This window comes from Scardovia wiggsiae, assembly GCF_051045985.1.
GTDB classification, from domain to species: Bacteria; Actinomycetota; Actinomycetes; order Actinomycetales; family Bifidobacteriaceae; genus Scardovia; species Scardovia wiggsiae.
The window spans coordinates 189747-202666 of the sequence record NZ_CP157350.1 but is presented as its reverse complement, the minus strand read 5'-3'; the positions used below and the strand labels follow the sequence as shown (position 1 = coordinate 202666).

The 12920-nt window shown below is 54.4% G+C and carries 20 protein-coding genes; all 20 read right to left on the bottom strand.

The window, feature by feature from the left end; genetic code table 11:
* Window positions 1-2: 2 nt before the first annotated feature.
* The 20 genes from rpsH to rplM all read right to left on the bottom strand — a co-directional run bounded on the left by rpsH (window position 3) and on the right by rplM (window position 12782).
* Window positions 3-401, bottom strand: coding sequence for a 30S ribosomal protein S8 (gene rpsH, locus ABKA16_RS00805; protein ID WP_007147698.1), 399 nt, complete (start codon window positions 399-401; stop codon window positions 3-5).
* Window positions 402-481: 80 nt separating this feature from the next.
* Window positions 482-667, bottom strand: coding sequence for a type Z 30S ribosomal protein S14 (locus ABKA16_RS00800; protein ID WP_007147699.1), 186 nt, complete (start codon window positions 665-667; stop codon window positions 482-484).
* Between the two features lies 1 nt (window position 668).
* Window positions 669-1238 carry a 50S ribosomal protein L5 gene (gene rplE / locus ABKA16_RS00795; RefSeq protein WP_007147700.1) on the bottom strand — a complete coding sequence of 190 codons (570 nt, stop codon included), beginning with the start codon at window positions 1236-1238 and terminating at the stop codon, window positions 669-671.
* Window positions 1235-1570, bottom strand: a complete 336-nt coding sequence (rplX, locus tag ABKA16_RS00790) for a 50S ribosomal protein L24 (RefSeq protein ID WP_007147701.1) — start codon at window positions 1568-1570, stop codon at window positions 1235-1237. The genes rplE and rplX overlap by 4 nt, the downstream gene beginning before the upstream one ends.
* The gene (rplN, locus tag ABKA16_RS00785; protein WP_007147702.1) at window positions 1570-1938 is read right to left on the bottom strand and encodes a 50S ribosomal protein L14; all 369 of its coding nucleotides are present in this window, start codon (window positions 1936-1938) and stop codon (window positions 1570-1572) included. Before rplN ends, rplX begins: the two co-directional genes overlap by 1 nt.
* A gap of 72 nt (window positions 1939-2010) precedes the next feature.
* A complete protein-coding gene (rpsQ, locus tag ABKA16_RS00780; RefSeq protein ID WP_007147703.1) occupies window positions 2011-2277 on the bottom strand; it encodes a 30S ribosomal protein S17 in 267 nt (88 codons plus the stop codon).
* 2 nt (window positions 2278-2279) lie between these two features.
* Window positions 2280-2534 (bottom strand): 50S ribosomal protein L29, encoded by a 255-nt coding sequence (gene rpmC / locus ABKA16_RS00775; RefSeq protein WP_007147704.1) that lies wholly within the window; start codon window positions 2532-2534, stop codon window positions 2280-2282.
* Complete coding sequence (gene rplP, locus ABKA16_RS00770; protein WP_007147705.1) at window positions 2534-2953, bottom strand: 50S ribosomal protein L16; 420 nt, start codon at window positions 2951-2953, stop codon at window positions 2534-2536. Before rplP ends, rpmC begins: the two co-directional genes overlap by 1 nt.
* Before the next feature lie 4 nt (window positions 2954-2957).
* Window positions 2958-3791, bottom strand: a complete 834-nt coding sequence (gene rpsC, locus ABKA16_RS00765) for a 30S ribosomal protein S3 (RefSeq protein WP_007147706.1) — start codon at window positions 3789-3791, stop codon at window positions 2958-2960.
* A complete protein-coding gene (gene rplV / locus ABKA16_RS00760; protein WP_007147707.1) occupies window positions 3791-4150 on the bottom strand; it encodes a 50S ribosomal protein L22 in 360 nt (119 codons plus the stop codon). The genes rpsC and rplV overlap by 1 nt, the downstream gene beginning before the upstream one ends.
* 21 nt (window positions 4151-4171) lie before the next feature.
* Window positions 4172-4450 carry a 30S ribosomal protein S19 gene (gene rpsS, locus ABKA16_RS00755; RefSeq protein WP_007147708.1) on the bottom strand — a complete coding sequence of 93 codons (279 nt, stop codon included), beginning with the start codon at window positions 4448-4450 and terminating at the stop codon, window positions 4172-4174.
* A gap of 15 nt (window positions 4451-4465) precedes the next feature.
* Window positions 4466-5296 (bottom strand): 50S ribosomal protein L2, encoded by an 831-nt coding sequence (gene rplB, locus ABKA16_RS00750; RefSeq protein ID WP_007147709.1) that lies wholly within the window; start codon window positions 5294-5296, stop codon window positions 4466-4468.
* A gap of 30 nt (window positions 5297-5326) precedes the next feature.
* Window positions 5327-5623: a 50S ribosomal protein L23 gene (gene rplW, locus ABKA16_RS00745; RefSeq protein WP_007147710.1), complete on the bottom strand. Its 297-nt coding sequence runs from the start codon at window positions 5621-5623 to the stop codon at window positions 5327-5329.
* A 2-nt stretch (window positions 5624-5625) separates the two neighbouring features.
* Entirely contained in the window at window positions 5626-6285 is a 660-nt protein-coding gene (gene rplD, locus ABKA16_RS00740) for a 50S ribosomal protein L4 (protein ID WP_007147711.1), read from the bottom strand.
* Window positions 6286-6287: 2 nt separating this feature from the next.
* Window positions 6288-6938, bottom strand: coding sequence for a 50S ribosomal protein L3 (rplC, locus tag ABKA16_RS00735; RefSeq protein ID WP_380999684.1), 651 nt, complete (start codon window positions 6936-6938; stop codon window positions 6288-6290).
* 13 nt (window positions 6939-6951) lie between these two features.
* The gene (gene rpsJ / locus ABKA16_RS00730) at window positions 6952-7260 is read right to left on the bottom strand and encodes a 30S ribosomal protein S10 (RefSeq protein ID WP_006288664.1); all 309 of its coding nucleotides are present in this window, start codon (window positions 7258-7260) and stop codon (window positions 6952-6954) included.
* A 225-nt stretch (window positions 7261-7485) separates the two neighbouring features.
* Window positions 7486-10206 carry a bifunctional acetaldehyde-CoA/alcohol dehydrogenase gene (adhE, locus tag ABKA16_RS00725; protein ID WP_381000152.1) on the bottom strand — a complete coding sequence of 907 codons (2721 nt, stop codon included), beginning with the start codon at window positions 10204-10206 and terminating at the stop codon, window positions 7486-7488.
* A 323-nt stretch (window positions 10207-10529) separates the two neighbouring features.
* Entirely contained in the window at window positions 10530-11540 is a 1011-nt protein-coding gene (gene adhP, locus ABKA16_RS00720) for an alcohol dehydrogenase AdhP (protein ID WP_007147714.1), read from the bottom strand.
* Window positions 11541-11824: 284 nt separating this feature from the next.
* Entirely contained in the window at window positions 11825-12310 is a 486-nt protein-coding gene (rpsI, locus tag ABKA16_RS00715) for a 30S ribosomal protein S9 (protein WP_007147715.1), read from the bottom strand.
* A 22-nt stretch (window positions 12311-12332) separates the two neighbouring features.
* A complete protein-coding gene (gene rplM / locus ABKA16_RS00710) occupies window positions 12333-12782 on the bottom strand; it encodes a 50S ribosomal protein L13 (RefSeq protein ID WP_380999687.1) in 450 nt (149 codons plus the stop codon).
* Between the last annotated feature and the right edge of the window lie 138 nt (window positions 12783-12920).

Below are 12920 nucleotides of genomic sequence, written 5' to 3'. Positions count from 1 at the left end.
CCTTACCACACGTAGGCAACGATTTCGCCGCCAATGCCCCTGTCGAGGCATTCCTTCTGGGTCATCAGGCCGGCGCTTGTAGATATGATAGCAATACCAAGGCCTCCGAGAGGCATAGGCAAAGCGTCGGATTTTGCGTAACGGCGCAGGCCGGGCTTGGAAACCCGCTTGATGCCGTTGATGCTCTGCTCGCCGCGGGAACCATACTTGAGAGTGATCTCAAGTGTCTGTCCTACGCGCGCTTCCTTAGCTTCGAAGCCTGAAATGTAGCCTTCGCGCTTAAGGATCTCAGCAATATGTGCCTTGAATTTCGAGTATGGCATGTCCACAGTCTCATGTTTTGCCGCACTCGCATTACGCAGACGTGTAAGCATATCTGCGATTGGATCTGTCATTGTCATTTGGGCTTATGCCCTTCCTCGCCGTGGTTTCCGCCGCCCGGCACAAACAATGCCTGGCCGCGGACCTTCAGCGTCGATATTTACCAACTGGACTTCGTAACGCCTGGGAGCTCGCCGCGGTGTGCCTTTTCACGCAGGCATACACGGCAGAGGCCGAATTTACGATAAACGGAATGGGGGCGTCCGCACACCTGGCAGCGCGTGTATCCACGCACAGCGAACTTAGGCTTACGGGCCGCCTTATTTTTCAGAGCGGTTTTTGCCATTTTAGTTCTCCTTGAACGGGAATCCGAGGTGCTTCAGAAGCGACCTGGCTTCCTCATCTTCCTTGGTGTTCGTAACGACTGTAATATCCATACCACGGCGGTGGTCGATGGAATCCGGATCGATCTCATGGAACATGGACTGCTCAGTCAACCCGAAATTATAATTCCCGTTGCCGTCAAACTGCTCGCTGCTGATACCGCGGAAATCACGGATACGGGGAAGAGCAAGTGTCAGAAGGCGGTCGAGGAATTCCCACATACGGTCGCCGCGCAAAGTCACGAATGCGCCGATAGCCTGGCCTTCGCGCAAATGGAACTGTGCGACAGACTTCTTTGCATGCGTTACCTTCGGTTTCTGCCCTGTGATAAGGGTAAGATCACGGATCGCGCCTTCGATGAGTTTGGAATCGCGGGCTGCAGCCCCAACCCCCATGGAAACTACGATCTTCTCAAGGCCTGCCACCTGCATGGGGTTGGAGTAATTGAACTCTTTCTCCAGTTCAGGCACAATTTCCTTGAGATAGCGCTCCTTAAGGCGTGGAACTGCTGGTGCTTCTACTGTAGTGCTCATGCCAGCTCCTTACCTGACTTTTTGGCAATGCGCACACGTACGCGCTTTACCTTACCGTCACGTGCTTCTTCAGTTACCTTGACACCAACGCGGGTAGGCTTGCCGCTTTCAGGGTCAATAACCATCACGTTGGAGCGGTGGATAGGAGCCTCAACGGAAATGATCCCGGACTCCTGACCCTGCTGCGTAGCACGGACATGCTTCTTTACGATTTGAACGCCCTCGACAATAAGCCTGTTATCCGGCAGTACACGGAGGACTTTGCCTTCAGCGCCGCGATCTTTGCCGCGGATGACCTTCACCTGATCGTTCTTCTTGATCTTGGCTACCATCAGATCACCTCCGGAGCAAGAGACACGATCTTCATGAAACGCCTGTCGCGCAATTCACGTCCGACCGGTCCGAAGATACGGGTCCCACGAGGTTCGCGGCCGTTGCCAAGAATAACAGCGGCATTCTCATCGAACTTGATATATGAGCCGTCTTTACGACGGTGTTCCTTTACTGTGCGGACGACGACAGCTTTCACCACATCGCCCTTCTTGACCGACCCGCCAGGGATTGCATCCTTGACGGAAGCGACAATGATGTCGCCGATGCCGGCATAGCGTCGCTTCGATCCGCCGAGCACGCGGATAGCCAGGATCTCCTTGGCACCCGTGTTGTCGGCAATATGAAGCCGTGATTCTGGTTGAATCATTGATTCTCCTTAGCCGAGCTGGTCCTCCTGGTACACCGCTAAGAGGTGTACCAGGAGCCTTGCCGAACTTATTTACTTAGCACGCTCAACAATAGCGCTGAGACGCCAGCGCTTTGTTTTGCTCAAAGGCCTGGTCTCCATAATTGTAACAAGGTCGCCAACATGCGCCTCATTATTCTCATCATGGGCCTTAACACTACGGTTGCTACGCACGACCTTACCATAAAGGGGGTGGGTAGAACGCTGTTCCAGCGACACGGTTATGGTCTTGTCCATTGCATCGGACACGACATATCCGCGGCGAACTTTGCGCTCATTACGCTCAAGCTTTTCAGCCATATTTATTTCTCAGCCTTTCCGCTTGTTTCTTCCGGAGCCTGGGTAATACCAAGCTCACGCTCACGCAAAACCGTATACATACGAGCAATGTCGGTTTTTACAGCCCTGATACGTGAGCTGTTCTCGAGCTGACTCGTTGCCTTCTGGAAGCGCAGGTTGAAAAGCTCTTCCTTGGACTTGCTGATGGATTCTTTGATCTCAGCATCAGTCTTCTCGTTCAGATTCTTAATACTATAATCAGGAGTACCGATAGCCATTAGTTATTACCGCCTTCACGTGCGATTATCCTGCACTTCATAGGCAGCTTATCGACTGCCCTGCGAAGCGCTTCGCGTGCTACCTCTTCCGAGACACCCGAAATTTCAAACATAACGCGTCCGGGATGCACATTGGCGATCCAGAATTCAGGGGCACCCTTACCGGACCCCATTCGGGACCCCAGAGGATGCTTGGTGAGCGGACGGTCAGGGAAGATAGTGATCCATACACGCCCGCCGCGCTTGATATAACGTGTCATTGCAATACGCGCAGCTTCGATCTGACGGTTGGTCACATATGCAGGAGCAAGAGCCTGGATACCGAAATCACCGAAGTTGATCTCGTTACCGCCCTTAGACATGCCACGGCGGCCAGGCCGCTGCTGCTTACGGTACTTTACTCTTTTTGGAATAAGCATTCGTTTACTCCTTTACTTCTGCTTCTTGGGCGGCAGGAGCCTGCTCGGCAGGCTGTCCGGCCTGCTGTGCCTGAGGCGCTGCGCCCTGGGCATTCTGCTGCTGCGGCCTGCCGGCGCCACGGCCGGAGCGGCGCGGGCGGCCATTGCCGCCGCGGCGGGAACGGTTATTCTGCTGAGCCTGCTGCTCTTCGAATTCACGCTCGGTCATATCGCCCTTGTATATCCATACCTTGACGCCAATACGCCCATATGTTGTATGCGCTTCAAAGAAGCCATAATCAATAAGCGCACGCAGGGTCTGCAGAGGGACACGGCCTTCACGGTAGAACTCGGAACGGCTCATTTCAGCGCCGCCAAGGCGGCCTGACAGCTTGATGCGGATACCGCGGGCACCCGCACGCATAGCATCCTGCTGGGCCTTGCGCATAGCACGGCGGAATGTTACTCGGTTGGTAAGCTGCTCAGCGATGCTCTGTGCAACAAGCTGGGCATCGATAGCAGCATTCTTGACTTCGAAGATATTGAGCTGGACCTGCTTGCCGGTGATCTTCTCCAGCTTGGCGCGGACGCGGTCTGCTTCAGCGCCGCGGCGGCCAATAACGATGCCCGGCCGTGCTGTATGGATATCCACACGGACGCGGTCACGGGTGCGCTCAATGACCACGCGGGATACGCCTGCGCGCTCAAGATCCTTTTCCATCTCCTTGCGGATCTTGTCATCCTCAAGAACGAAATCGCGGTAACGCTCCCCCTTCTTGGTGGAATCGGAGAACCACTTGCTGCGATGTGATTCAGTTACGCCGAGGCGGTAGCCAAACGGGTTAACTTTTTGTCCCATTACCGGGCTCCTTCCTTGTCGGCGACTACAACCGTGATGTGGCTGGTGCGCTTGTTGATGCGGCCTGCGCGCCCCTGTGCACGGGCACGGAAACGCTTCAGGGTTACACCCTCATCAACATATGTTTCTTTAACGATCAGTTCATTCTCGCGTAATGGGGTGTTATTCTTATCCGCAAGCACGCGGGCATTGGCAACTGCGCTCTCCAGTACCTTGCGTACTGGGACAGATGCATCCTGCGGAGCAAACTTGAGGATAGTAATAGCTTCGGCCGCCTTCTTGCCTCGGATGAGGTCGACCATGCGGCGAGCCTTGCGCGGTGTCACACGAACATGACGAGCAATTGCTTTAGCTTCCATGTGTCTTTACTCTTCCTCGCCTTAACGGCGTGCCTTTTTATCATCTTTCACATGCCCGCGGAATGTGCGTGTAGGCGCGAACTCCCCAAGCTTGTGACCGACCATTGCTTCTGTTACAAATACTGGGACATGAGTACGCCCATTGTGCACAGCAAAAGTGTGCCCAATGAAATCCGGCGTGATCATGGAACGGCGGGACCATGTTTTGATAACATCATGGCTGCCGCTGGCATTCTGTGCGTCGACCTTTTTCTGCAAGTGGGCGTCGACGAATGGCCCCTTCTTGATGCTTCGAGTCATCTGTACGACACTTCCTTACTTGCGATGCTTACCAGCTGGACGGCGACGGACAATCATCCTGTTCGAAGCCTTCTTCGGATGACGGGTACGGACTTCGCCCTTACCCCATGGCGATACTGGCGGTTTGCCGCCACGTGTACGGCCGCCATGCGGATGGTCAACAGGGTTCATGGACTCACCGCGGGTTATTGGGCGCTTGCCCATCCACCGGGCGCGGCCTGCCTTGCCAAGCTCAATATTGGCATGGTCGGAATTACCGACTTCGCCAACAGTTGCACGGCACCGGGCATCAACATTGCGGATTTCGCCTGAAGGCATGCGCAGCTGGGCCAGAGCGCCATCTTTTGCAACGAGCTGGACAGCGGTACCTGCAGAGCGTGCAATCTTAGCACCGCCAAGAGGGCGGAGCTCAATAGCATGGATAACAGTACCTGTGGGGATGTTACGCAGAGGCAGGTTGTTGCCGGGCTTGATATCTGCCTGTGCACCTGTCTCAATAACATCTCCCTGCCTCACACCCTGCGGGGCAATGATATAGCGCTTCTCGCCATCTGCATAATGCAGGAGCGCGATGCGGGCCGACCTGTTCGGATCATATTCGATCTCAGCAACTTTTGCTGGTACGCCATCTTTATCCCACCTCTTGAAATCAATAAGGCGGTACTGGCGCTTGTGTCCGCCGCCACGGTGGCGGCTTGTCATACGGCCGTAACTGTTACGGCCGCCGGTCTTGCTGAGTTTACGCAGCAGAGACTTCTCCGGGGTGGAACGCGTGATCTCTGAAAAATCAGATACAGAAGCGTTGCGGCGCCCTGGGGTTGTTGGCTTATATTGACGGATAGCCATAATTTAGTACCTAACTTTCTCGGCTAACCTTTAGTTACCGAAGATATCGATCGTCTGGCCCTCAGCAACAGTAACGATCGCGCGCTTCTGCGAAGCCCTGCGTCCGAAACCTGTGCGGGTGCGCCTGGTTTTGCCTTGGCGGTTAAGGGTGTTGACGTTGGTTACCTTTACTTTGAATATCTCTTCGATGGCCTGCTTGATTTCTACCTTATTGGCATTATCAGCGACTACGAAAGTGTACTGGCCACGGTCAGAGTTAGCATAGCTCTTTTCGGAAACTACAGGCCTGAGGATAACATCATGGGCTGCCCTACGTGTTACTGCCATGGTTAAGCCTCCTTACCAGACTTCGTGCCACCGGTGAATGATTCAAGGCCTTCCTTAGTGAAGACCACATCTTCAGCTGTGACAACATCGTATGTATTCAGCTGGTCGGCGAAAAGCACATGTACTGTAGGCAGATTGCGTACAGACATCCACTCATTGATATTCTCGCGGCCAAGGACAACTGTAGTGAAACGCTGCGCTACCAGAGGCTCAAGCACAGACAGTGCCGCTTTTGTAGACGGCCTGTCGGCTATCCCAAAATCGACTACATGCACGCGGCCTGCATTGCAGCGGTCAGACAGTACATAGCGCAAAGCTGCTGCCTTCATCTTCTTGGGGGTACGCTGCGAATAATCGCGCGGTACCGGCCCATGGACTACCGCACCGCCTGCAAACTGGGGGGCGCGGATGGAACCCTGGCGGGCACGGCCTGTACCCTTCTGTTTCCATGGCTTCCTGCCGCCGCCTGATATGCGGGCACGGTTCTTGACAGCGTGCGTCCCCTGGCGCGCTGCAGCAAGCTGTGCGATAACAACCTGATGTACCAGCGGGACATGGCTGCGGACTTCGTCCTGCCCAATGCCGAAGAGTTCTGCAGGGACTTTTACGTCGCCTGCGGCCTTACCTTTGGCGCCTGTAACATTCAATGAAACATCTGCCATGGTTACGCTCCCTTCACTGCTGAACGAAGAAGGACAATAGCGCCTTTAGGCCCTGGGATAGCACCCTTGATTGCTACTACGCCATTCTCTGCATCTGAAGAAACAACTGTGAGGCCCTGGGTCGTATGGGTCACATGCCCCATATGCCCGGCCATGCGCTTGCCCTTAAGGACGCGGCTTGGAGTTGCGCAGGCACCAATAGAACCGGGACGGCGCTCATTCTTATGGGAGCCGTGGGTACGGCGGTAGGACTTGAAGCCCCAGCGCTTAATGGTTCCGGCGAAACCCTTCCCCTTTGTGGTACCGGTGACATCGACACGATCACCATCTTTGAAAGTATCTGCTGCTAATTCCTGCCCCGGTTCGTAGCTGTCAGCATCCTCTGTGCGGACTTCTACGAGATGGCGTCGAGGGGTAACGCCTGCCTTGGCGAAATGGCCGGCAAGCGGCTTTGTCACCTTAGTAGGGTCTATAGCACCGTAGCCGAGCTGGACAGCTTTATAGCCATCGGTGTCTTCGCTCTTAACAGCTGTAACAACATTTGTGGCAACATCCACAAGGGTTACCGGGACGAAGAAGCCATTCTCATCCCACACCTGCGACATCCCGAGCTTTTTGCCTATGAGCGCAGTACGATTCTGATTTGACGACATTTCTTCCTCCTCCCTACAGCTTTATCTCGATATTAACGTCTGCCGGCAGATCAAGACGCATAAGTGAATCAACAGCCTTGGGCGTTGGATCCACTATATCAATAAGACGTTTATGCGTACGCATCTCGAAATGCTCGCGAGAATCCTTGTACTTATGAGGGGAACGAATTACAACAAAGACGTTCTTCTCGGTAGGAAGAGGCACAGGCCCAACTACTGTTGCGCCAGCGTTCGTAACCGTCTCGACAATTTTCTTTGCCGACTGGTCAATGACCTCATGGTCATAGGACTTTAGCCTGATGCGGATTTTCTGTCCCGCCATTGCTGTTCGCCCTTTCTGCGATTTGATACATTACCAACCTGTTCCAAAGGGCACCGAGCAAGCTCCCCATACACGTACGGGCGAGACCACATCAGTGCGCAGTATACAGCCTTGGGCTGCAGCCGCGCTCGCTTTTCATAATTCAAATATAAACGAGCCTTCAACAGGCAACTTGACTATTTAAGCACACCCTATGGCCAAAATGCCGCTGCGTGTTGCCAGATATTATTTACCCTGTTCCTGGGTGCCGTCTGCCTTCCCCGCATCATGCTCAAGACGGAGCTTATGCCCCTCCTCCCGGGACACACCGTAGTAGGCTGCAATAGAGATATCTTTCATATCTTCGATCAGCGGGATCCTCGGGTTTGCAGGGGTGCACTGGTCCTCATACGCGCGCATGCCGATACGGTCAAGCTCAGACCAGAAGAAATCCTCATCTACCCCGCATGACCTGAAGTCATGGTCCATGCCAAGCCTGTTGTCACGGTAGTCTTCAAGGGCTACCGCAAGGTTTTCAACGCCTTCCTCAGGCGTATCAGCCTTGAGGCCAAGATATCGGGCAACCTGCTGGTACCGCTCGGGGGCAACGTACTTATTGTATTTCGGCCAGCTGGTGGGCTCATCCGGGATGGTGCCGTTGTACCTCACCACATACGGCAGCAGGATAGAGTTAGTGCGGCCATGGGCGATATGGCACACAGCGCCGATCGTATGGGCCATGGAATGGCACATGCCCAGGAACGCAGAACCGAATGCCATGCCTGCCATCGTCGCCGCATTATGCACGTGCTCCTGGGCATCAGGGGCCGAGGTGCCTTCGTTGACCGCCATGGAAAGGTTATCCCACAACAGTTTCATACCGTGCAAAGCCATGGCATCGGTGAAATCATTTGCATAGCACGACACGAAAGCTTCCAGGCAGTGTGTCATGGCGTCAAAGCCGGAATCGGAAGCTACCCGCCGCGGCTGGGTACGGGCAAGTACAGGATCGACTACAGCCACCGACGGTGTTAATGCATAATCAGTGATCGGATACTTGAAACCTGTTTCCTGGTCAGTGATCACTGCGTACGGGGTAACTTCTGACCCCGTCCCCGAGGTTGTCGGGATGCACACGAGCTTGGCTTTATGCCCAAGTTCAGGCAGGCGGAATGCACGTTTACGGATATCGAAGAATTTTTCACGGATATCGCGGAACTCGATTTCCGGATGCTCATACAGAAGCCACATAATCTTGGCTGCATCCATCGGGGAGCCGCCGCCGATAGCGATAATCGTATCCGGATGGAAATCTTCACGCATCATTTGTGCGCCGCGTTCAACGGTCTGTACCGAAGGCTCAGGCTCCACATAATCAATGATCCGCCATTCGACTTTGTTCAGCCGCAGCTGCAGCTGATGGATCGCTTTGTCGATGATCCCCAGCTGAAGGATCGTTTTATCGCACACAAAGCATACGCGGTTCACACCCACCATGTCGCGCAGGTAGCGGATAGCGTTTGGCTCGAAATAGGTTTTCGGCGGGACTTTGAACCACTGCATATTATTGTTCCTTCGTGCAATACGCTTGACATTGATCAGATTGACAGCCTGGACATTCCCTGACACGGAATTGCGCCCGTACGACCCGCAGCCCAGCGTCAGCGACGGCGCGATAGCATTATAAATATCGCCGATACCGCCCAGCGAAGCCGGGGAATTCCAGATAATCCGGCAGGCATGCATCCGCAGCCCGTACTCATCGACCAGCTCCTCATTATTTGTATGGATGGCTGCCGTATGCCCGGTACCGTAAACAAGCATCTGCTCGCACATGTCGAACGCCTGGTTTTTATCCTTTGCCTTCAGCAGCGCATGCACAGGGCAGAGCTTCTCAAGGGTCAGAGGCTCGTTGGGGCCAACCTCCCTGCACTCTGCCACAAGGATAGCTGCATCATCGGGGATAGAGAACCCCGCCTGCTGCGCGATCCACTGGGGGGATTTTCCGGGGACAGCAGAGTTCAGCTGCGGCTTGGGCGCATCCTTGCCTGCATATGCTGTAACGCCGAACATGTACTGTTCAAGTTTTGCCTTTTCTTCTGCATTGACGAAATAAGCTTTACGGCGCTTCATCTCTTTGACCAGAGAAGGATAGATATCTTTATGCGCAATAATAGCCTGTTCAGTTGCGCAGATCATACCGTAATCAAAATGCTTGGAAAGGACCAGATCGTTGACGGCACGCTCCACATCAACATCATTATCCACATAAGCCGGGGCATTGCCTGCACCCACGCCAAGAGCCGGTTTGCCGGAAGTATATGCAGCATGGACCATTCCGGGGCCGCCTGTAGCAAGGATCGTGGCCACACCGGGATGCTTCATCAGGGCGCCGGTAGCTTCAATGGAGGGGTGTTCGATCCACTGGATACAGTTTTCGGGGGCACCTGCAGCAACTGCCGCATCACGGACTATCCGGGCAGCTTCCGCCGAGCATTTCTGAGCGTAAGGATGGAACCCGAATACGATCGGACAGCGCGTTTTCAAAGCGATCAGCGACTTAAAGATCACTGTTGACGTCGGGTTCGTCACGGGGGTCACGCCGGCAACTACGCCAACAGGCTCTGCAACTTCCGTAATGCCGTCAACATCATTTTCACTGATCACGCCTACTGTGCGCTGGTTCATCATATGATGGGTCACATGCTCGCAGGCGAAAATATTCTTCGTTGCCTTGTCTTCAATAAGCCCTCGCCCTGTTTCCTCAACCGCCATCTGCGCAAGGGCAAGATGGGCGCTGAGGGCCTTAATAGAAGCCTTGCCGACAATGTAATCAATCTTTTCCTGATCATAGCTGCTGTATTCATCCAAAGCCGTGAGCGCTTTAGCTACAAGGGTATCGACCTCTTTTTCAGCGTCGCTTGCTGCAGTGCTTTCTGCTGTTGCCACTAGAGTTCCTTCCGTCAGGCCGTATATGCTGCGCAAGTTCTTCAGCAAACCTGCTGCATCCTGGCCACACCTCAATAAAAATGTGTCTTATGTGAATTACATCACATAAGCTAGATAAATTCCCGGCACCGTGTTGTGCGTTCCGGCGCTGCACCGCACCCTCCATAACCGGACGGCAGGCCTTCCCCCGGCAGCAGCCCAAAACCTCACTGTGCATGCATAATGCCCAGTACCACCCCATGGGGACCGGGCCGCATGCATCAAGCGTATTATGACCGCATACCGCAGCCTCAAGGCATAAAGCTGTTCTCAGGCTCCGACATGCCGGTCAGTACGGAGGATCAGTGCTTGAGATCAATGACCATACGGCCGCGGATCTTGCCCTCAAGCATTTCATCGAAAATATCATTGATATCTTCCATACTGCGAGGGGTGCACTGTGGGACGACCTTCCCTTCGGCCCCGAACTGGAAAGCTTCTTCCAGGTCTTTACGGGTGCCGACAAGGGATCCGACCACGCGGATCCCGTCAAGCACGAGGCGCGGGATGCTCAGATCCATTGATTCGCTCGGCAGCCCTACAGCTGCGACCGTGCCCCCTGCGCGTACAGCGCCAACAGCAGCATTGAAAGCAGCCTTACTCACCGCAGTAACAACCGCAGCATGGGCGCCGCCAACCTTCTCCTGGACGAATGCAGCAACATCTGTATCAAGCGGATTCACGCACAGGTCTGCGCCATATTCACGGGCAAAATCAAGCTGGCCTTCATTAACATCTACTGCAATAACATGGGCCTCAAATACATTCTTGGCATACTGCAGGGCAAGGTTCCCAAGCCCGCCCAGGCCGGAGATCAGGAGCCATTCGCCCGGATGGACGCCGGATTCCTTGATAGCCTTATACGTAGTCACGCCTGCGCAGGTAATTGAGCTGGCAGGCATAGGGTCAAGCCCTTCAGGGACTTTTACAGCGTAATCTGCAGTGACGATGCACTGCTGAGCCATGCCGCCGTCAGCGGTGTACCCGGCGTTCTTTACTTCACGGCACAGCGTTTCCCGGCCCGTCGTGCAGTATTCACAGTGCCCGCAGCCTTCGAAGAACCATGCAACCGACGCACGGTCGCCGGGCTTCAGGGTAGTCACCCCTTCGGCAACCTCACGGACGATTCCAATGCCTTCATGCCCCAGTACAACGCCGGTCTTATCGCCGAAATCCTGATTCTTAACGTGAAGGTCCGTATGGCACACACCGCAGCATTCCATGTCAAGAAGCGCTTCACCATACCTCAGCGGGCGCAGTTCCTTTTCTACAACCTTTGCCTTTTTATCTTCAGTAGCAACTATTGCTTTCATATGGAAACCCCTTTGTTCTTGGGCAGCCGACCCCATATTGTCCAGCTGCCGGTATTCGGCGTCTTTCCTTTTAGTTGAAAGACTTTTTAATTATATAACTTTACAGTGAAGAGTGTGATGATATGCCGTGTTGTATATGGGCGGCACGCCGCGGTGCAGATATACCGGCATGCGGGCTGCCTGCAGCAGCTGCAGTACAGCAAAAGGCCCCGGAGAACAAAACCTCCGGGGCCTTCCGTACCCTTTCGCCGGCAGCATGCAACAGGCCGGTGGGAAGGGCAGGCTTAACGCTTCGAGTACTGTGAAGCCTTACGGGCCTTATGCAGGCCAGCCTTCTTGCGCTCAACGATGCGGGCATCGCGGGTCAGGAACCCTGCTTTCTTCAAAGCAGCGCGGTTCGCATCCCTGTCAATAGCATTGAGCGCACGGGCCACACCCAGGCGGACTGCACCGGCCTGGCCTGTGACACCGCCGCCGTCAACACGTACCTTAACATCGAACTTGCCTTCCAGCTTGAGAAGTACGATAGGCGAGTTGACCTCACGCTGCTGCAGGCGGCTTGGGAAATACTCTTCAAGGGTACGCCCATTGATAGTCCACTTGCCTGTGCCCGGAAGGAGGCGCACACGCGCAACAGCTTCCTTGCGCCGCCCTGTGCCGTAGCCCGGAGCAACAGCAGAAGTACCTGTTCCTGCACCCTGATTTGTTTCAGAAGTAAATACTGTGGTTTCCCCGGTTTCGGTAACCGTGGAGTTTTCGTTATCAGCCATAAGTTGATTCTCCTTTCGGTTACTACTTAGCCTGCTGTGAGATCTGTTCGATCTCGTAGGCTGCTGGCTTGTTGGATGTATGAGGATGTTCAGCACCGCGGTAAACACGAAGGCGGGCGAGCTGGGCACGGCTGAGCTTGTTCTTCGGCATCATTCCCTTAACGGCAGCTGTAACAATGCGCGCAGGGTTGCTTTTCAGAAGTTCCGCGTATGAATCTGCACGGAGCCCTGACGGGAAGCCTGAATGATGGTACAGGTTCTTATCAAGTTTGCCTCCGCTCAGGGATATCTTCTCAGCGTTAATAACAATAACAAAATTGCCTGAATCCGCATGTGGTGCGAAAGACGGCTTGTTCTTGCCGCGCAGCAAATTGGCAACTGCCACGGAAAGACGACCGAGGACCACGTCGGTAGCGTCTACGACGTACCACTCATGGCTCAGATCGGCTGGTTTAGGTGAAAATGTTTTCACGGTACGACCTTTTCTTTTTATTGTGTTCCAAGCGCAGCGCACACAGCATACCCATATACCGCTATTGCGATGCACCATTTACTGTGGGCTCCCTGAAAGTCCTTATGCGAGTGGGAAGCGCTTTGAAGGACCCCGAAG

What these genes read in the sequence shown, in the direction of transcription:
- rpsI (WP_007147715.1), bottom strand. Translation starts at nt 12,310, where the DNA reads ATGGCTGATAACGAAAACTCCACGGTTACCGAAACCGGGGAAACCACA.
- rpsS (WP_007147708.1), bottom strand. Translation starts at nt 4,450, where the DNA reads ATGACTCGAAGCATCAAGAAGGGGCCATTCGTCGACGCCCACTTGCAG.
- rpsQ (WP_007147703.1), bottom strand. Translation starts at nt 2,277, where the DNA reads ATGGCTGAAAAGCTTGAGCGTAATGAGCGCAAAGTTCGCCGCGGATAT.
- rplC (WP_380999684.1), bottom strand. Translation starts at nt 6,938, where the DNA reads ATGTCGTCAAATCAGAATCGTACTGCGCTCATAGGCAAAAAGCTCGGG.
- rplB (WP_007147709.1), bottom strand. Translation starts at nt 5,296, where the DNA reads ATGGCTATCCGTCAATATAAGCCAACAACCCCAGGGCGCCGCAACGCT.
- rplE (WP_007147700.1), bottom strand. Translation starts at nt 1,238, where the DNA reads ATGAGCACTACAGTAGAAGCACCAGCAGTTCCACGCCTTAAGGAGCGC.
- rpsC (WP_007147706.1), bottom strand. Translation starts at nt 3,791, where the DNA reads ATGGGACAAAAAGTTAACCCGTTTGGCTACCGCCTCGGCGTAACTGAA.
- rplV (WP_007147707.1), bottom strand. Translation starts at nt 4,150, where the DNA reads ATGGAAGCTAAAGCAATTGCTCGTCATGTTCGTGTGACACCGCGCAAG.
- rpsJ (WP_006288664.1), bottom strand. Translation starts at nt 7,260, where the DNA reads ATGGCGGGACAGAAAATCCGCATCAGGCTAAAGTCCTATGACCATGAG.
- adhP (WP_007147714.1), bottom strand. Translation starts at nt 11,540, where the DNA reads ATGAAAGCAATAGTTGCTACTGAAGATAAAAAGGCAAAGGTTGTAGAA.
- rplP (WP_007147705.1), bottom strand. Translation starts at nt 2,953, where the DNA reads ATGCTTATTCCAAAAAGAGTAAAGTACCGTAAGCAGCAGCGGCCTGGC.
- rplX (WP_007147701.1), bottom strand. Translation starts at nt 1,570, where the DNA reads ATGGTAGCCAAGATCAAGAAGAACGATCAGGTGAAGGTCATCCGCGGC.
- rplW (WP_007147710.1), bottom strand. Translation starts at nt 5,623, where the DNA reads ATGGCAGTAACACGTAGGGCAGCCCATGATGTTATCCTCAGGCCTGTA.
- rpsH (WP_007147698.1), bottom strand. Translation starts at nt 401, where the DNA reads ATGACAATGACAGATCCAATCGCAGATATGCTTACACGTCTGCGTAAT.
- rpmC (WP_007147704.1), bottom strand. Translation starts at nt 2,534, where the DNA reads ATGGCTATCGGTACTCCTGATTATAGTATTAAGAATCTGAACGAGAAG.
- rplN (WP_007147702.1), bottom strand. Translation starts at nt 1,938, where the DNA reads ATGATTCAACCAGAATCACGGCTTCATATTGCCGACAACACGGGTGCC.
- rplD (WP_007147711.1), bottom strand. Translation starts at nt 6,285, where the DNA reads ATGGCAGATGTTTCATTGAATGTTACAGGCGCCAAAGGTAAGGCCGCA.
- ABKA16_RS00800 (WP_007147699.1), bottom strand. Translation starts at nt 667, where the DNA reads ATGGCAAAAACCGCTCTGAAAAATAAGGCGGCCCGTAAGCCTAAGTTC.